An 18,457-nucleotide genomic window follows, 5' to 3' on the forward strand; every position below is an offset into this window, starting at 1 on the left:
TGTGCGACGCTCGCATGACCTGCGCACTGAAGGTGAATTGCCTGGTGATTTGTTCATTCAAATCGAATAAATATGGATAAACATTCGGCGTTAAGGCTTGGAAGATAGCGCAATTCACCGAATCCAAGGAGCCTCGCCATGTCAGTCCGTCCGCCCCTCAGTGCCGATGCCGACACCTGCATCCCTTTCCAGCCGTTCACGCCAGGCCTGCTGTCAGCGGACCCGCTGCGGGCTGCCATCACCGCAGCCTGGCGCCGGCCCGAGACCGAGGTGGTGCCCGAGTTGCTCAAGCAAGCCCGCCTGCCCCAGCCCTTGGCCGACGCCACCCAGCTACTGGCCCAGCGTCTGGCCCGCCATCTGCGCGAGCGCAAGAGTGCCGGCGGCCGGGCCGGCCTGGTGCAGGGCCTGCTGCAGGAGTACGCACTGTCGTCCCAGGAGGGGGTGGCCTTGATGTGCCTGGCCGAAGCCTTGCTGCGCATCCCCGATGCCGCCACCCGCGATGCCCTGATCCGGGACAAGATCGCCCATGGCGAATGGGCACGCCACCTGGGCAAAAGCCCTTCGTTGTTCGTCAACGCAGCCACCTGGGGCCTGCTGCTGACGGGCAAGCTGGTCTCCACCCACAGCGAAAGCGGCTTGGGGGCGGCGCTGGGGCGGCTGACTGCGCGCGGCGGCGAGCCCCTGATCCGCAAAGGGGTGGACATGGCCATGCGCATGATGGGCGAGCAGTTCGTGACGGGCGAAACCATCGCCCAGGCCCTGCGCCATGCCGCCACTCTGGAGCCCCAGGGCTTTCGCTACTCCTACGACATGCTGGGCGAGGCCGCACTCACCACCGCCGATGCCCAGCGCTACCTGCGTGACTACCAGCAGGCCATCGAAGCCATCGGCCGGGCCTCGGCCGGGCGCGGCGTGTATGAAGGCCCCGGCATCTCGATCAAGTTGTCGGCGCTGCACCCGCGCTACAGCCGGGCCCAGCACGACCGCGTCCATGCCGAGCTGTACCCCGTGCTGCGCCAGTTGGCGCTGCAGGCGCGTGGCCAGAACATCGGTCTGAACATCGACGCCGAAGAAGCCGACCGCCTGGAGCTGTCGCTGGAGTTGCTTGAGCGCCTTTGCTTCGAGCCTGCTCTGGCGGGCTGGAACGGCATCGGTTTCGTGATCCAGGCCTACCAGAAGCGCTGCCCGCAAGTGATCGACTGCGTGATCGACCTGGCCCGGCGCAGTGCTCACCGCCTGATGGTGCGCCTGGTCAAGGGCGCCTACTGGGACAGCGAAATCAAGCGTGCCCAGCTCGATGGCCTGAGCGACTACCCCGTGTACACCCGCAAGGCCTATACCGACGTGTCCTACCTGGCCTGCGCCCGCCGCCTGCTGGCTGCGCCCGAGGCCATCTACCCCCAGTTCGCCACCCACAACGCCCACACCCTGGCCGCCATCTACCAGTTGGCCGACCCGGCCCGCTACCAGCCCGGTCAGTACGAGTTCCAGTGTCTGCACGGCATGGGCGAACCCCTGTACGAGCAGGTGGTGGGCCCGGAAACGGCGGGCCGTCTGAACCGGCCCTGCCGCATTTATGCGCCCGTGGGCAACCACGAAACCCTGCTCGCCTACCTGGTGCGCCGCCTGTTGGAGAACGGTGCCAACACCTCGTTCGTGAACCGCATTGCCGACACCAGCCTGCCGCTGGACGAACTGGTCCAGGACCCGGTGCAGACCGTCGAGCAGATGGCGCTGCGCGAAGGCACGCTGGGGCTGCCCCACCCATCGATCGGTACACCGCCCGAGTTGTACGGCGCGGCCCGCCGCAACTCCAAGGGCGTGGACCTGGCGTGCGACACCGCGCTGCAGGCCCTGCAGGCCGACCTGTTGCGCAGCGCCCACGTCGAATGGCAGGCCCAGCCGCTGCTGGCCGGACCTGAGGCCCAGGCCGAGTGGGCCGAACCGGCCCAGCCGGTGCTCAACCCGGCTGATCTGCGCGACCCCGTTGGCCGGGTGCAGGAAACCACCCTGGCCGGCGTCGAATGGGCGCTGCAGGCGGCCACCGAGGCCGCACCCGGCTGGGCCGCCACGGCCCCGGCTCGGCGGGCCCTGGCCCTGGAGCAGGCCGCTGACCTGATGGAGCAACAAATGGGCGTGCTGATGGGCCTGCTGGTGCGCGAAGCGGGCAAGACCTGCGCCAATGCCGTGGCCGAGGTGCGCGAGGCGGTCGATTTCCTGCGCTATTACGCCGCCCAGGCGCGCCGCGATCTGGCCGATCTGCCGCACCGTCCGCTGGGCCCCGTGGTCTGCATCAGCCCCTGGAACTTTCCGCTGGCCATCTTCACCGGCCAGGTTGCCGCCGCCCTGGCCGCCGGCAACCCGGTGCTGGCCAAGCCGGCCGAGCAGACCCCTTTGCTGGCCGCGCAGGCCGTGCGCCTGCTGCGCCAGGCCGGCGTGCCCGACGCCGTGCTGCAACTGCTGCCCGGCCGCGGTGAAACCGTGGGGGCCACCCTGGTGGCCGACGAGCGCATTCAAGGGGTGATGTTCACCGGCTCCACCGAAGTGGCGCGCCTGCTGCAACGCCAACTGGCAGGCCGCCTGAGCCCCGCCGGCCGCACGATACCGCTGATCGCAGAGACCGGCGGTCAGAACGCCATGATCGTGGACTCGTCCGCCCTGGTCGAGCAGGTGGTCACCGACGTGCTGGCCTCGGCCTTTGACAGTGCGGGCCAGCGCTGCTCGGCCCTGCGCGTGTTGTGCGTGCAGGAAGAGGCCGCCGACCGCGTGCTGCAGATGTTGACTGGCGCCATGGCCGAGTTGCGCCTGGGCCGCCCCGATCAGCTGCACACCGACGTGGGCCCGGTGATCGATGCCGAAGCCCGGGCCGGCCTGCTGCGCCACATCGATGCCCTGCGTGCCCAGGGCCGCCGGGTGCAGCAGCCCCTGGGTCGGGGCGGGTTGGACGACACTCGGCACGGCCATTTCGTGCCGCCCACCGTGATCGAACTGAACAGCCTCAGCGAACTGCAGCGCGAGGTGTTCGGCCCCGTGCTGCACGTGCTGCGCTACCGCCGCGAAGCCCTGCCCGAGTTGCTCGACCAGATCAATGCCACCGGCTACGGGCTGACCCTGGGCCTGCACACCCGCATCGATGAAACCATCGAGCGCGTGGTCGCCGGGGCCCATGCCGGCAATGTGTATGTGAACCGCAACATGGTGGGCGCGGTGGTGGGCGTCCAGCCCTTCGGTGGCGAAGGCCTGTCGGGCACCGGGCCCAAGGCAGGCGGTCCGCTGTACCTGTACCGCCTGCTGGCCCAGCGCCCTGAGGCGGCTCTGGCGCGCAGCCTTGACGACGAGGGCGCCACGGTGTCGGCGGACCCCGCGTCGGCTGCACTGTCGGCGCCTCTGCAAGCCTTGGCCGAGTGGGCCGAACGCAACGCCCAGCCGGCCGTGGCGGCGGCCTGCGCGCAATGGGGGGCGCAGGGCCAGACCCGCCGTGCGCGTTGTCTGCGTGGCCCGACCGGCGAGCGCAATGTCTACAGCCTGTTGCCGCGTGAGTCCGTGCTGTGCCTGGCCGATCAGGACAGCGACCGCCTGTGTCAACTGGCTGCCGTGCTGGCCGTGGGCAGCCAGGCGGTCTGGCCTGACAGCGCCCAGGCGCTGTTGCAACGCCTGCCCGAAGAGGTGCAAGGCCGGATCGTGTTGTGCAGTGACTGGACCCGCCCGGAAACCCACTTTGATGCCGTGCTGCACCACGGTGAGCCCGCTGCCCTGCGCCAGGTGGGCTTGCGAGTGGCCCAGCGCCCGGGCCCTATCGTGGGCATCACCGGTCTGCTGCCGGGCGAGGCCGCGATCCCCCTGGAGCGGCTGTGGGTCGAGCGAGCCCTCAGCGTCAACACCGCGGCGGCCGGCGGGAACGCCAGTCTGATGACGCTGGCCTGAGCCCCCGGAGGGGAAGGCCCTCGGGCGCCTCCCTTTGACCCCTGGAGTCGCCGGGCGGGCTTGCGGATTTCGTATCGGATTGTTACATTCGAAGGGCTTTTCAGCTCATTTGTCGCCAAGCCGTCTCAGACGGTAGATCCGGCCGCTGAAGGGCTGACAAGCATGCAGGGAAGAATGTGGGCGCCGATGGGCCGCCCCGGGTCGTCGTCCGGAGTCGCGCCAGCGAATCTTCGCTGTCCGGAATGACCGATCCTGGGGTGACTCCGGTCTGCTGCGGCAGGGCGGTCAAAGCCCCTCAGGCGTTGGATGCAAGTTGATTGTTACGCAATACCTTTTCAACTCCAGTTTGGAAAACCCGGCAGCCGCCGGGTTTTTTTTCGCCTGTGCACCGGGCTGCAGCCTTCTGGGGCCCCACGCCCCCGATCGGTGCATGGGGCCTCGCCCCGCCCCATTGGCCCCCCGGGAAGAACCCCATGCGGCAGGCCTGTAAATTGCTTTACAGTATTTCAGTTCTCTGAAAACTTTTTTACAAACCTCGCCTTCCACCATGTCCCGTGACCTCGCCCATGCTGATTGGACTGGCCGTTTTGCCGGCCTGCCCGTGCTGCAGCATGTGGCCAGCCAGGCGCCGGCCCTGCCGGCGGCACTGCAACGCATGGCGCGGGCCGTGTTGGCGCACCCTTTCCGGGCCGCCACGCTGAGCATCGAGGAATTTGCGCGCGAGACCGAGGTCTCTGTGGCCAGCGCCAACCGCCTGGCCCGGGCACTGGGGTTTGCCGGCTACCCGCAATTCCGGGCCGAGCTGGCCCGCGGCTTCGAATCGGTGCTGGCACCCGTTGAGAGCTTGCGCAGCAACCTGCAGCAGCCTGCCGGCACGGTGCAGACCATGGCGGCCTCCTTGCAGGAAACGCGCGACAACCTGGACCGCACGCTGCAAGCCCTGCAGGACCAACCTTGTGAGCAGGCCGTCGAACTGCTGCTGCAAGCCGATCAGGTCATGACCCTGGGTTGGGGCAGCAGCGCCTTCCTGGCCGGCCTGTTGCAGCACGAACTCGAACCTTACTGCAGCGGCGTGAGCTGCCTGGCCCAGGCCGGCGGCCCGTCGCATGCCGCGCGCCAGCTGTTCCGGCGCGGGCCACGCGACCTGCTGATCACGCTGGCCTTTCCGCGCTACGTCAGTGACACCGTTGAGCTGACCCGGCTCGCGCGTGAGCGCGGTGTGCGCATCCTGGCCCTGACCGACAAGCCCGCCTCGCCTCTGGTGGCGCTGGCCGACTGCACCTTGTACGCCCACATCCAGCGTCAGGTGGCCGCCACCTCGAACGCCACCGCGTTGGCGCTGATCGAGGCCCTGGTGGCGGCCGTGGCGCGGCGCAGCGATGCGGCGGTGCAGCGCCAGCATGAGCTGACCCAAAGCGTCATGCCCTGGCTGCACCTTGACGCTCTTGCCGAAGGGCGTGACCGGCCCCGCGGGCCCGCCCGCCCTGGCACGCCGAACGACTGACTTAACGACCGACCGACGGAGCAGACCCTCGCCCATGCTGTCCACAGCCCACCCCACTTCTTCCCGCCCGACCCCCGTGCTGGTGCTGCACGGCGGCGCGGGCACGCTGACCCGTGGCGCCATCACGCCCGAGCAGCAGACCCGCTACCGCAGCGCGCTGAACGACATTCTGTTGGCCGGCCAGGCCCTGCTGGCCCAGGGTGCCGACGCGCTCGATGTGGTGACCGAAACCGTGCGCCTGCTGGAGGAGTGCCCTTTGTTCAACGCCGGGCGCGGCGCGGTCTATACCGCCGATGCGCGCCATGAGCTGGACGCTTGCGTGATGCGTGGCAGCGATCTGGCCGCCGGTGCGGTGGCGGGTGTGCGCCGTCTGCGCAATCCGGTGCTGGCGGCGCGCGCCGTGCTGGCCTCGGCCAGCCCGGTCCTGCTGATCGGTGAGGGGGCCGAGCGCTTTGCCATCGAGCGGGGGTGTGAAACCGTGGCGCCCGACTGGTTCGACACGCCGGAGCGCCTGGCCCAGTTGCGCAGTGTGCAGGCGGCGCCTGGTGGAACAGCGGCACTCGACCACGATGCCCAGAACCTGCTGGCGGCCAAGGCGCCGTTGGACGAGCGCGCCAAGATGGGGACGGTGGGCGCGGTCGCCCTGGATGCGCAGGGCCACCTGGCCGCGGCCACGAGCACCGGCGGTGTCACCAACAAATTGCCTGGCCGGGTGGGCGATTCGCCCCTGGTGGGCGCAGGCAACTATGCCAACGACCGCACCGTGGCCGTGTCGTGCACCGGCATGGGCGAGGCCTTCATCCGGGGCATGGCCGCCTATGATGTGTCGGCCCTGATCGAGTACGCAGGCCTCGGCCTGGCCGAGGCCTGCCGTCGCGTGGTGCACGACAAGCTGCCGCCCCTGGGCGGGCGCGGTGGTCTGATCGCGGTGGACGCGCAAGGGCAGGTGGCCTTGCCCTTCAACACCGAGGGGATGTACCGCGGCTGGGTCCGTCCGGGCCAGCCTCCGGTGGTGGCCATCTACGCTGACGAAGACGACCGGAGTCCTGCATGAGTGCAATGCCCATCCCCCCCGCCGAGAGCGCACGTCGCGTGCTGGAGGTGCAGGACCTGCGCGTCAGCTTCAGCACCGAGCAAGGCCGCCTGCAGGCCGTCAAGGGCCTGAACTTCCACGTCGATGCGGGTGAGACCCTGGCCATCGTGGGCGAGTCGGGCTCGGGCAAGTCGGTGTCTTCGCTGGCGCTGATGCGCCTGATCGAGCAGGGCGGTGGCGTCATCGACAGCGGTCGCATGTGGCTCACGCGCCGCAACGGCGAGCGCGTGGACCTGGCCCAGGCTGGCGCCCGCCAGATGCGCAGCCTGCGCGGCGCCGACCTGGCCATGGTGTTCCAGGAGCCCATGACCAGCCTGAACCCGGTGTTCACCGTGGGCGAGCAGATCGCCGAGTCGATCCGGCTGCACCAGGGGCTGGGGCGCGGCGCGGCGCTGGCCGAAGCCCTGCGCATGCTCGATCTGGTGCGCATTCCCGAGGCGCGCAATGTGCTCACGCGGCACCCGCACCAGCTTTCGGGCGGCATGCGTCAACGCGTGATGATCGCCATGGCCCTGGCCTGCAAGCCCGCCTTGCTGATTGCCGACGAGCCCACCACGGCGCTCGATGTGACCATCCAGGCCCAGATCCTCACGCTGATCCAGCAGCTGCAGCGCGACCTGGCCATGGGCGTGATCTTCATCACCCACGACATGGGCGTGGTGGCCGAGGTGGCCGACCGCGTGCTGGTGATGTTCCGAGGTGACAAGGTCGAGGAGGGCGCCTGCCAGCCGCTGTTCGCCCAGCCCCAGCAGCCCTACACCCGGGCCCTGATGGCGGCGGTGCCGCGCCTGGGCGCCATGCAGGGGCACGCCCTGCCGGCCCGCTTTGCCCTGCCGGGCCAGGAGGCCAGCGATAGCGTGGCCAGCCTGACGGCGGTCGACACGGTGCGCCGCGATCAGCCCCCGGTGCTGCAGGTCGAAGGCCTGGTCACGCACTTTCCCTTGCGCGGCGGCTGGCTGGGCCGGGTCACGCGCCGGGTCCATGCGGTGGAGCAACTGAGCTTCAGCCTGCAGCCGGGCGAGACCCTGTCGCTGGTGGGTGAGTCGGGCTGTGGCAAGTCGACCACGGGCCGCTCGCTGGCGCGCCTGCTTGAGTTCAGCGCCGGCCGTGTGCAGGTGGCCGGGCGCGACATCGCCGGCCTGCAGGGGGCCGATCTGCGCGCGCTGCGGCGCGACATCCAGTTCGTGTTCCAAGACCCTTTTGCCTCGCTGGACCCGCGCCTGACCGTGGGCTTCTCGGTCATGGAGCCCTTGCTGCTGCACGGCCTGGCCACCCGCGCCGAGGCCGAGCAGCGGGTTCAGTGGCTGCTGCAGAAGGTGGGCCTGCCGCCGGAGGCGGCGCACCGCTACCCGCACGAGTTCTCGGGCGGGCAGCGCCAGCGCATCGCGATTGCGCGCGCCCTGGCGCTCAACCCCAAGGTGGTGATCGCCGACGAGGCGGTGTCGGCGCTCGATGTGTCGATCCGTGCCCAGATCATCAACCTGATGCTCGACCTGCAGGCCGAGTTCGGCATTGCCTTCCTGTTCATCTCGCACGACATGGCGGTGGTCGAACGCATCAGCCACCGCGTGGCCGTGATGTACCTGGGCCAGATTGTCGAGATCGGGCCGCGCCGCGCCGTGTTCGAGAACCCGCAGCACGCCTACACGCGCCGCCTGATGAGCGCCGTGCCCATTGCCGACCCCAGCCGCCGCCCCGTGCGCGAATTGTTGTCGGACGACATTCCCAGCCCCATCCGGGCGCTGGACAATCCGCCCGAGGTGGCCCCGCTGCACGAGGTGGCGCCTGGCCACTTCGTGGCCCGCCACCGTGTCGGCGGCGCCTACTGAGGTGTTGCGTGTTCAGCGCCCTGCCACCCCTTTTTTGTTTTCTTCTTCAACCCCGGAGTGACTTCACCATGAAACTGAAACTGAATCACCTTGCCGCTGCCCTGGTGCTGGCCGGCCTGTCGGTCTCGTCGGCCCATGCCTCCAAAGACGTGGTGGTGGCGCTGTACTCGAGCTTCACCACCACCGACCCCTATGACGCCAACGACACCGTGTCGCAGGCGGTGGCCAAGTCCTTCTACCAAGGGCTGTACAGCTTCGACAAGGACATGAAGATGGTGCCGGTGCTGGCCGAGAGCAACACCGTCAGCAAGGACGGCCTGGTCTACACCGTCAAGCTCAAGAAGGGCATCAAGTTCCATGACGGCACCGACTTCAATGCCGAGGCCGTCAAAGTCACCTTCGACCGCGTGACCAACCCCGACAACAAGCTCAAGCGCTACAACCTGTACAAGAACATCGCCAAGACCGAGGTGGTGGACCCGTCCACGGTGCGCTTCACTCTCAAAGAGCCCTTCTCGCCCTTCATCAACACCCTGGCCCACCCCTCGGGCGTGATCATCTCGCCCGCGGCCCTGGCCAAGTACGGCAACAAGGGCATTGCGCAGAACCCGGTGGGCACCGGCCCCTTCAAGTTCGTCGAGTGGAAAGCCACCGACTACATGAAGGTCGCCAAGTTCGATGGCTACTGGAAGAAGGGCTACCCCAAGGTGGACACCATCACCTGGCGCCCGGTGGTGGACAACAACACCCGTGCCGCCATGATGCAGACCAATGAGGCGCACTTCGCCTTCACGCTGCCGCCCGAAGCGGTCGAGAACCTGAGCAAGAAGCCCAGCCTGGAAGTGACCCAGGGGCCCTCGATCGTGCAGCGCTACATCTCGTTCAACATGCAGCAAAAGCCCTTCGACAACCCGAAGGTGCGCCAGGCCATCAACTACGCCATCAACAAGGAAGCCCTGGCCAAGGTGGCCTTCTCGGGCTTTGCCGACCCGATGGACTCGGTGGCGCCCAAGGGCGTGGACTACTCGGTCAAGCTCGGCCCCTGGCCCTATGACCCCAAGAAGGCGCGTGAACTGCTGAAAGAGGCGGGCTACCCCAACGGCTTCGAAAGCACGCTGTGGAGCGCCTACAACCACACCACGGCGCAAAAGGTGATCCAGTTCGTGCAGCAGCAACTGGCCCAGGTGGGCATCAAGGTGCAGGTGCAGGCCCTGGAGGCCGGCCAGCGCGTCGAGCGCGTGGAAAGCGCACAAGACCCGGCCACCGCCCCGGTGCGCATGTACTACGTGGGCTGGTCGTCGTCGACCGGCGAAGCCGACTGGGCGCTGCGCCCGTTGCTGGCCTCTGAGTCCTTCCCGCCTCGCCTGTTCAACACTGCGTACTACAAGAACGAGGTGGTGGACCACAACATCGCCAAGGCCCTGAACACCACGGACCGCGCCGAGAAGACCCGCCTCTACACCGAAGCCCAGCAGCAGATCTGGAAGGACGCTCCCTGGGCCTTCCTGGTGACCGAGCGCTCGCTGTCGGTGCGCGCACGCAACCTGGCCGGTTTCTATGTGATGCCGGACTGGAATTTCAACTTCGACGAAATTGAATTGAAATAACCCCCCCCTGAGTCGCCTTCGGCGCCATCCCCCCAGGGGGACGACACCCGTGGCCGGGCAAAGCCCGCTCCACGGTGTCTGCTGGCATGGCTTGCTCCGCAGCCTTCTGAACGGTGAGGGCGTTGGGACGCCTAGTGCTGTGCGCCGGGCGTACTCTGTGTGAGGTCCTGATGTCAGACCGATAGCCATCACGATGGGGCCTTGGTCGCCCAGGATTTTTTTGATTGAGCTTGAGATCCATGATCCATTACCTTTTCAGGCGCCTGCTGGGGCTGTTGCCGACGCTGCTGATCGTGGCGGTGCTGGTGTTTTCGTTTGTGCACCTGTTGCCGGGTGATCCGGCGCGGCTGGCCGCGGGGCCGGAGGCGGGGCCTGAGACGGTGGAGCTGGTGCGGCAGGACCTGGGGCTGGATCTGCCGCTGCACCAGCAGTTTCTGCGCTTTTTCAGCCATGCCTTGCAGGGCGATTTCGGTACCTCGATCCGCAGCAAGCGGCCGGTGGCCACCGAGATCGCCGAGCGCTTTGCGCCCACACTGTGGCTCACGGTGGCGGCCATGGTGTGGTCGGTGCTGCTGGGCGGGGTGCTGGGCATGGTCTCGGCGGTATGGCGCAACCGCTGGCCCGACCGCCTGGGCATGACGCTGGCGGTGTCGGGCATCTCGTTTCCGTCGTTTGCACTGGGCATGCTGCTGATGCAGCTGTTCTCGGTGCAACTGGGCTGGCTGCCCACCGTGGGGGCCGACAGCTGGCGCCACTACATCCTGCCCTCGCTCACCCTGGGCGCGGGCGTGGCGGCCGTGATGGCGCGCTTCACGCGCAGCTCCTTCATCGACATCCTCAAAGAGGACTACGTGCGCACGGCCCGTGCCAAGGGCCTGTCAGAGACCGTGGTGGTGGTCAAGCACGGGCTGCGCAATGCGCTGATCCCGGTGGTCACCATGATGGGCTTGCAGTTCGGCTTTTTGCTGGGCGGCTCCATCGTGGTCGAGGTGGTCTTCAACTGGCCCGGCATGGGCCGCCTGCTGGTCGATGCGGTGGACATGCGTGACTACCCCGTGATCCAGGCCCTGGTGTTGCTGTTTTCGCTCGAATTCATCCTGATCAACCTGGTGGTCGATCTGTTGTACGCCCTGATCAACCCGACCATCCGATTCAAGTAAATGACCGAACAAACCACCCCCGCCAGCCCCGTGGCTGCTCCGCAGGTCCGCACCCCGGCGGCTGAGTTCTGGCGCCAGTTCAAGCGCCAGCGTGTGGCCCTGTGGGCCGGCGGCTTTGTGCTGCTGCTGGTGGCCATCGCGGTGCTGGCGCCCTGGCTGGCGCCTTACGACGCCGAAAACTACTTCGATTACGACGCGCTCAACACGCCACCCAGCGCGGCGCACTGGTTTGGCGTGGATGCCCTGGGGCGCGACATCTTCAGCCGCATCCTGCTGGGCACGCGCATCTCGCTGGCCGCCGGCTTCATCTCGGTGGCGGTGGGCGCTGTGATCGGCACCGGCCTGGGCCTGCTGGCCGGGTACTACGAAGGCTGGTGGGACCGCATCGTGATGCGCATGTCCGACGTGCTGTTTGCCTTCCCCGGCATCCTGCTGGCCATCGGCATCGTGGCCATTCTGGGCAACGGCATGATCAATGTGATCGTGGCGGTGGCCGTGTTCAGCGTGCCGGCCTTTGCCCGCCTGGTGCGCGGCAATGTGCTGGCCCTCAAGCACCAGACCTACATCGAGGCAGTGCGCTCCATTGGCGCCACCGATGCCGTCATCATGCTGCGTCACCTGCTGCCGGGCACGGTGTCGTCGGTGGTGGTGTACCTCACCATGCGCATCGGCACCTCCATCATCACCGCGGCCAGCCTGTCCTTTCTGGGGTTGGGCGCGCAGCCGCCCACCCCCGAGTGGGGCGCCATGCTCAACGAGGCACGGGCCGACATGCTCAATGCCCCGCACATCGCGCTGTTCCCCAGCCTGGCGATCTTCGTCACCGTGCTGGCCTTCAACCTGCTGGGCGACGGCCTGCGCGACGCGCTCGACCCCAAGCTGGACCGGAACTGAACCATGCAACGCACCTTCCTGGGCGCACCCCAAGTCGGCACCCTGGGCAGCGGTCCGCTGGACGCCATCACCGACGTGGCCGGCGTTTCGCTGGGCCACGTCACCTTGTCCGAGGGCTCCGTGCAGACCGGCGCGACGGTGCTGCTGCCGGCCCTGGGTGACTTGTTTCTGCACAAGCTGCCGGCTGGCCTGGCCGTCATCAATGGCTTTGGCAAAAGCGCCGGCCTCATGCAGGTGCAGGAGCTGGGGCAGATCGAATCGCCCATCGCCCTGGTCAGCACCTTCGGCGTGGGCACGGCCAGCAACGCGCTGATCCGCGATGCGATCGCCCACCAGCCCGAGCTGGCGCGCAGCCTGCCCACCCTCAACCCCCTGGTTTTCGAGTGCAACGACGGTTGGCTCAATGACGCCCAGGCCCTGGCGCTGCAGGAGTCGCATGTGCTGCAGGCGCTGCAGACCGCGCGCGAGGCGGGGGCAGGCGCCTGCTTCGCGCAGGGCGCGGTGGGGGCCGGGCGGGGCATGTCTTGCCACGGCCTCAAGGGCGGCATCGGCACGGCCTCGCGCCAGTTCGACTGGCAGGGGCGCCGCTACACCCTGGGTGCCCTGGTGCTGGCCAACCAGGGGCGTCCCGAGGCCCTGACCCTGGCGGGCTGCTGCATCGGGCCCGTGTTGCAGCAGCGCATCGTCGGCGCCGAGGCGCCCGGGCCCGAGCGCGGCTCCATCATCATCGTGCTGGCCACCGATGCCCCGCTGGATGCCCGGCAGCTGCAGCGCGTGGCCCGGCGCTCGGCGGCCGGCCTGGCGCGCACCGGTTCCGACTATGGCCACGGCAGCGGCGATGTGGCCCTGGCCTTCTCCACCGCCTACCGCCTGCCGCAGCGCGCCGACCAGGCCATGCCCAGCGTCACCCTGTTGCATGAAAGCGCACTGGACCTGTTCTTCCAGGCGGCTGCCGAGGCCACCGAACAGGCCATCGTGCACGCGCTGTGGGCCGCCGTGCCCCTGACCGGGCGCGACGGTCACCACCGCCCTGCGCTCACCGCCGTGGCGCCTGAATTGCTGACCCAAGCGCCCTGGGCGCTGCTCCACCCGAAAGACTGAGGCCATGCCTGCACCCAAGATCCTGATCTCCATGGACATCGAAGGCGTGGCCGGCGTCTGGCGTCCCGAGCAGACCCAGGCCGGCAACGGCGAGTACGAACGCGCCCGCCGCTGGATGACCGAAGAAGCCAATGCCGCCGTGCGCGGCGCCCTGGCGGGTGGTGCCGGCGAAGTGCTGGTGAACGACTCGCACGGCCACTTCGGCAACCTGCTGGCCGACCTGCTGGACCCGCGGGCCCAACTGATCCAGGGCAAGCCGCGCACCTTGGGCATGATGGCGGGGGTGGAACAGGACGTGGATGGCGTGCTCATGATCGGCTGGCACGCCCGGGCCAAGACCCGTGGCGTGCTGGCCCACACCACCAACAGCTTTGCCTTTGCCCGCGTCTGGCTGGGCGGGCGCGAGCTGGGCGAGGTGGGCCTGTACGCGGCGCTGGCCGGCGAGCTGGGTGTGCCGGTGCTGCTGGTCAGCGGCTGCGACGTGCTGGCCGACGAGGTGGCGGCCCTGCTGCCCCCGACCGACATGAGCTTGGTCAAGTGGTCGGATGGCGCGCGCAGCGGTCGCTCGCTGTCGCCCCAGGCCGCCTGCGCCCAGATCGAGCAGGCCAGCCATCAGGCCGTGCTGCGCCTGCAGGGCGAGGGCGCCCCGCCGGCCTGGACCCTGCCCACGCCGCTGACCTTGCGCGTGCAATGCCAGACCCCGGCCCTGGCCGATGTCTTCAGCCTCTGGCCCGCGGTGCAGCGCGAAGACGGCGACACCCTCAGCCTGCCCTGCGCCAGCGTGCAGGACGCGGTGCGCAGCCTGAATGCGCTGGCGGCGATGTCGAGTGTGCTGCGTTGAACTTCGTTTCAGGCTGACGGGTAGTCGTCCTCTCTTTGGTGGCGGATGGCTGCCACGATCACGGTGGCCGGCTCTGTGATTTCGAACAAGGCCACGTAGCCTGTGGCGCCGTGAGAGATCACCAACTCGCGCAGAGCGGGATCGCCATCCGCCTTGCGGCAGGTGTGGGGAAAGCGTTCCAGGCGCTTCAGACCTGCAGCAATGGTTTCCAGCGCTTCTTCCGCAGCTTCCAGGCGCCCACTGGCGCGGCGCAACTCACGTTCAATAACAAACTCGAACAAGCGTTGGATATCCTGCCGCGCGGCCTCTGTCAGGAAGACGGAGAAATTCACCGCAAGGTCTGCTGGGCGCGTGCCAGGCGGTCACGCATCTCCTGGATCACCTGGTCTGCGGTGATCAAAGGCTCCCCCATTCGTGCTGCGGCCAGTGATGCCCGGCCTCGTGCGAGGAAGCCTGTCTGTGTGTCATCGGGGGTGTTCTGTTCAACCGGGGCCTTCTCGGTGCTTGCAGGCCTCATGCGTCCGTCCGGGTACAGCGATGGCGCCAGTTCCTCGCACAGAACGGCGGGGTGGGCGGTCGAGGAGCCGTCGGTGGTTTTCATGGCCCGAATGTAGCGCTTTCCAAGGGCGTGTGAATTGCTTTTGCTCGGCTAGCTGACCAACGTTTGCCCCAACGGCTTGACAGCACGGGGGCCCAAGCCGACGATGGGGCGTCAATTTTTGCCCATTTCACATGTCCACCTTCCAGGTCAATCTGCGCGACGTCATCTATTCGCTGTCGGATGCCCTTGACCTGGTGGGGGTGACCCACATCCACCACGGCAAGCGGGTGGCCTACATGGCGGTGGAGTGCGCCAAGGTGCTGGGCTGGGCACCCGAGCGCCTGGACCGTCTGTTCCAGGCCGGCATGCTGCATGACAGCGGGGTGTCGCGCACCTATATTCACCGCCGCCTGACCCAGTTCGAATGGGAGGGCGAGGCCGAGCACTGCCGCATCGGCGCCGAGCTGCTGCGCAGCTGCCCTTCATTGGCCCCGCTGGCCGACATCGTGCTGCACCACCACACCCACTGGAGCACCTTGCAGGGGCTTCCCCTCAGCGACGAGGTCAAGCTGGCGGCCAATTGCATCTACCTGGTGGACCGCACCGACATCCTGACCCTGGCCGCGCTCAAGGACCAGTCCAACATCCTGTACGGGCGCGAGGACACGCGCCAGGCCATCGCGGCCCGGCGGGGAGACTGGTTCTGCCCCGAGCTGGTGGATGCCTTTTTGCAGGCCTCGGCCAGTGAGGCCTTCTGGTTCAGCCTGGAGAGCGAGCAGGTGCGCGGCTACGCTCACGAATGGATCGCCCACGACCGGGTGCGCGACGTCCCCTTTGCCGAGCTGCGCAGCCTGGTGCGCATCTTCTCGGTCATCGTCGACGCCAAGAGCCCCTTCACGCGCGAGCACTCCGAGGGCGTGGCCCGGTTGTCGCGCGCCCTGGGTGAGCGCCTGGGCCTGTCGGAGCGTCGTTGCGAGATGCTGGAGCTGGCCGGTCTGCTGCACGACCTGGGCAAGTTGCGTGTGCCCGATGAACTGCTCGACAAGCCGGGCCGCCTCACCCCCGAGGAGTACGCGGTCATGAAGCGGCACAGCTTTGACACCTACAGCATCTTGCGCACCATCCATGGGCTGGAGGACGTTGCCCTGTGGGCGGCCCAACACCATGAGCGCGTCGACGGCTCGGGCTACCCCTACCACCTGGGCGGCGAGCTGTCGATCGAGGCCCGCATCGTGGCCGTGGCCGACGTGTTCCAGGCCCTGGTGCAGACCCGGCCCTACCGCGCGGGCCTGTCGCCTGACCAAGTGATGGAGATCGTGCACGAACATGCCGACCACGGCGCACTGGACGCCGCGGTGGTGGCCGTGCTCGATGCCCAGCTGAGCGTGTTCTGGGCCCTGGCGACGCCGGCCGTCACCCGGGATTCAAGCCTGAAGTAGCTTCAAGAAGTGATCGATCACCCTAAAGTGGTCGTCAAAGAACTGTTCTTCCAGGCCTGCCAGATCCTGCTGGGCCACCCACAAGGCTTCGCGGGCATCGTCGTCGCCGGTCACCGCGGGCAGAGGACGTTGGCCCAGGTCGAAAAAGTGCGCATGGGTGATGGTGCGCCCGCGCTGGCTGCGGCCCGGGGCATCGAACACGGCCACGCCCTGCAGGGCGGCGCGCCACTCGGCCGGCGGCAAGGCCAGCCGGGTTTCCTCCTGCACCTCGCGCAGGGCTGATTCGAGCAGGGTGTCCTGCTGCTCCAGAAAACCGCCGGGCAGGGCCAGCAGGCCCGCTCCCGGGTGGCGGTCGCGCCGGATCAGCAACACCTGGCCGGCGCAGCGCACCAGCGCATCCACCGTCACGAACACCGGTGGGTAGGGCGCCACGGCCCAGGCCTCGCGCTGCTGGCGCAGCGTGCGCCATTCGGCGCGCAAGGCCTCGTAGCGCGCGGTGTCGACCAGATCGCCCAGCGCCTTCAGGGTGTCGGGTGCCAGGTGCGGGCTCAGGCGGGCCAGCCCGCGCGAAGGGCTGTCGGCGTTGAACCACAGATCTCGCAGCGCGCCCTCATCGGGCCAGGGGCTGCCTTCGGGGGCACTGGCCTGCAGCACCGGGGCGCCTGCCATGGCCTGCCACCCACTGGCCTCGGGCTGCCCCGCGGGCAGCACGTGCAACAGCGTGTCGGGCGCCTCGCCGCTGAGGCGGGCCACACCCTCGCGCAGCGCCTGGGCATTGCGCCCGGCCTCGCCCAGCTCGCGCAGTGGCATAAAGCGCAGGCGCTCGGCATCGCGTGGTGGCAGCGAGGCGCGGATCAGATCGGCGCGCTCGCCCCAGCTCAGGGGGTGGGCCGGGCTGCGCGCCAGCCAGGCCCCGGCCAGCACCACCACCACGCGCTGGGCATGGCGCAGTGCAGTCTGGATCAAGGCCAGGTCATGGCGGTGCAGCGGCTGGAAGTGGCCGGCACAGACAGCCCAGGCCTGGCGGGCAGGGGGCATCGCGGGGTAAGGGGCAGCGTTCGGCATGGTGCCCCGAGCGTAGCGTGCCCTGGCCCCGCCAGGGCTGTGACACAATCCCGGCCTTCGATTTTTTTGTTCTCGGCGGGCCTGTGGGGCGGCCGGGGCGTTCAGGCATTTCATGGCAAGCACACTTCCCGGCACGCTGGGCATCGACTTCGGAACCTCCAATTCGGCCGCTTCCTGGGCCCAGCCAGGGCAGGACGCCCGCCTCATGGTGCTGGAGGGGCAGGCCACCACCCTGCCTACCACCCTGTTCTTCAATGCCGAGGACAAGACCGTGCATTACGGGCGTGACGCCCTGGCCTGCTACCTGAGCGAGACCGAAGGCCGGCTGATGCGCTCGCTCAAGAGCCTGCTGGGCAGCCCGCTGCTGCTTGAGAAGACGGCGGTGAACGACCAGCAGATCAGCTTCCAGGAGATCATCTCGATGTTCCTCGGCGAGCTGGTGCGCCGCGCCGAAGCCCAGTTGGGCGGCCTGCCGCGCCACCTGGTGCTGGGCCGCCCGGTGCACTTCGTGGACGACGACGCCGAGCGCGACCAACTGGCGCAGGACATGCTGTTGCAGGCCGCTGCCGGCTGCGGCTTCAGCGAAGTGGGCTTCCAGCTCGAACCCATCGCTGCCGCGCTGGACTACGAGCGCCGCCTGAGCGCCGAGACCCTGGTGCTGGTGGTCGACATCGGGGGCGGTACCTCCGACTTCACCGTGGTGCGCCTGGGCCCGCAGCGCATCGCCCAGGCCGACCGGAAGGCCGACATCCTGGCCACCTCGGGCGTGCACATCGGTGGCACCGACTACGACCAGCGCCTGAACCTGGAGCAGGTCATGCCCCTGCTGGGCTACCGCCACCTGGGCCCCAAGGGGCGCGAGGTGCCCAGCCGCGTGTTCTTCGACCTGGCCACCTGGCACCTGATCCACTGGCAGCAGACGCCCAAGGCGGTGCGTGAGGCGGCCGAACTCAAGATCGATTACAGCGACCTGCGCCTGCACGAGCGGCTGATGACCGTGCTGCGCGAGCGCCATGGCCACCGCCTGGCCAACAGCGTCGAGCAGGCCAAGATCGGCTGCTCCTCCGGCCAGGGGCCGCAGACCATCGACCTGTCACTGATCGAAGCCGGCCTGCAGGCCAGCCTGAGCCCCGAGGACCTGGCCCGCCATCTGGACCACCTGCTGCAGCAGGTGGTGGCCTGCGCACTGCAGTGCGTGAGCGCGGCCGGGCTGCAGCCGCAGCAACTGGGCGCTGTGTACCTCACCGGCGGTTCCTCGGCCCTGCGCCCGTTCCAGCAGGCCCTGGCCCAGGCCTTCCCGGGCGTGCCCCTGGTCGAGGGGGATCTGTTCGGCGGCGTGGCTTCGGGGCTGGCTTACGGGCACATGGGCTGAGGGAGCCCACGGCGCGCTGTGTGGCCCCCTCAATGGGCACATTTGGCACAATGGGCCCGCTGAGCCAGTGGGAAATCCCGGGTTCTG

14 protein-coding genes are annotated in these 18,457 nt (G+C 68.4%); 11 read left to right on the forward strand and 3 right to left on the reverse strand.

Annotation, left to right across the window (positions count from 1 at the left end):
- Window positions 1-138: 138 nt before the first annotated feature.
- The 9 genes from putA (at window position 139) to AC3WUT_RS24530 (ending at window position 13,953) form a co-directional block, all read left to right on the forward strand.
- A complete protein-coding gene (gene putA, locus AC3WUT_RS24490) occupies window positions 139-3,924 on the forward strand; it encodes a trifunctional transcriptional regulator/proline dehydrogenase/L-glutamate gamma-semialdehyde dehydrogenase (RefSeq protein WP_492349667.1) in 3,786 nt (1,261 codons plus the stop codon).
- 547 nt (window positions 3,925-4,471) lie between these two features.
- The gene (locus tag AC3WUT_RS24495) at window positions 4,472-5,428 is read left to right on the forward strand and encodes a MurR/RpiR family transcriptional regulator (RefSeq protein ID WP_492349668.1); all 957 of its coding nucleotides are present in this window, start codon (window positions 4,472-4,474) and stop codon (window positions 5,426-5,428) included.
- Window positions 5,429-5,462: 34 nt separating this feature from the next.
- A complete protein-coding gene (locus AC3WUT_RS24500) occupies window positions 5,463-6,482 on the forward strand; it encodes an isoaspartyl peptidase/L-asparaginase family protein (RefSeq protein ID WP_492349669.1) in 1,020 nt (339 codons plus the stop codon).
- A complete protein-coding gene (locus tag AC3WUT_RS24505) occupies window positions 6,479-8,350 on the forward strand; it encodes a dipeptide ABC transporter ATP-binding protein (RefSeq protein WP_492349670.1) in 1,872 nt (623 codons plus the stop codon). The genes AC3WUT_RS24500 and AC3WUT_RS24505 overlap by 4 nt, the downstream gene beginning before the upstream one ends.
- Before the next feature lie 68 nt (window positions 8,351-8,418).
- Complete coding sequence (gene gsiB / locus AC3WUT_RS24510) at window positions 8,419-9,957, forward strand: glutathione ABC transporter substrate-binding protein GsiB (protein ID WP_492349671.1); 1,539 nt, start codon at window positions 8,419-8,421, stop codon at window positions 9,955-9,957.
- Window positions 9,958-10,196: 239 nt separating this feature from the next.
- Window positions 10,197-11,117, forward strand: a complete 921-nt coding sequence (gene gsiC / locus AC3WUT_RS24515) for a glutathione ABC transporter permease GsiC (RefSeq protein ID WP_492349672.1) — start codon at window positions 10,197-10,199, stop codon at window positions 11,115-11,117.
- Window positions 11,118-12,011, forward strand: a complete 894-nt coding sequence (gene gsiD, locus AC3WUT_RS24520; RefSeq protein WP_492349673.1) for a glutathione ABC transporter permease GsiD — start codon at window positions 11,118-11,120, stop codon at window positions 12,009-12,011. It abuts the gene before it with no gap.
- A gap of 3 nt (window positions 12,012-12,014) precedes the next feature.
- Window positions 12,015-13,112 (forward strand): DmpA family aminopeptidase, encoded by a 1,098-nt coding sequence (locus AC3WUT_RS24525; RefSeq protein ID WP_492349674.1) that lies wholly within the window; start codon window positions 12,015-12,017, stop codon window positions 13,110-13,112.
- 4 nt (window positions 13,113-13,116) lie between these two features.
- Window positions 13,117-13,953 (forward strand): M55 family metallopeptidase, encoded by an 837-nt coding sequence (locus AC3WUT_RS24530; protein ID WP_492349675.1) that lies wholly within the window; start codon window positions 13,117-13,119, stop codon window positions 13,951-13,953.
- 8 nt (window positions 13,954-13,961) lie between these two features.
- On the opposite strand, the gene AC3WUT_RS24535 is transcribed toward AC3WUT_RS24530, so the two are convergent.
- Both AC3WUT_RS24535 and AC3WUT_RS24540 read right to left on the reverse strand, forming a co-directional pair.
- Window positions 13,962-14,285, reverse strand: coding sequence for a type II toxin-antitoxin system RelE/ParE family toxin (locus AC3WUT_RS24535; RefSeq protein WP_492349676.1), 324 nt, complete (start codon window positions 14,283-14,285; stop codon window positions 13,962-13,964).
- The gene (locus AC3WUT_RS24540) at window positions 14,282-14,554 is read right to left on the reverse strand and encodes a hypothetical protein (RefSeq protein ID WP_492349677.1); all 273 of its coding nucleotides are present in this window, start codon (window positions 14,552-14,554) and stop codon (window positions 14,282-14,284) included. Before AC3WUT_RS24540 ends, AC3WUT_RS24535 begins: the two co-directional genes overlap by 4 nt.
- A 131-nt stretch (window positions 14,555-14,685) precedes the next feature.
- Here AC3WUT_RS24540 and AC3WUT_RS24545 point away from each other — a divergent pair, with 131 nt between their 5' ends.
- The gene (locus AC3WUT_RS24545; RefSeq protein WP_492349678.1) at window positions 14,686-15,933 is read left to right on the forward strand and encodes an HD domain-containing phosphohydrolase; all 1,248 of its coding nucleotides are present in this window, start codon (window positions 14,686-14,688) and stop codon (window positions 15,931-15,933) included.
- On the opposite strand, the gene AC3WUT_RS24550 is transcribed toward AC3WUT_RS24545, so the two are convergent.
- Entirely contained in the window at window positions 15,919-16,998 is a 1,080-nt protein-coding gene (locus AC3WUT_RS24550) for an NUDIX domain-containing protein (protein ID WP_492349679.1), read from the reverse strand. The two genes, AC3WUT_RS24545 and AC3WUT_RS24550, sit on opposite strands and share 15 nt — an antisense overlap.
- Window positions 16,999-17,110: 112 nt before the next feature.
- Here AC3WUT_RS24550 and AC3WUT_RS24555 point away from each other — a divergent pair, with 112 nt between their 5' ends.
- Complete coding sequence (locus tag AC3WUT_RS24555; RefSeq protein WP_492349680.1) at window positions 17,111-18,370, forward strand: Hsp70 family protein; 1,260 nt, start codon at window positions 17,111-17,113, stop codon at window positions 18,368-18,370.
- Window positions 18,371-18,457 lie beyond the last annotated feature (87 nt).

It is taken from the genome of Curvibacter sp. EU05-FHT14A10, from assembly GCF_058791075.1.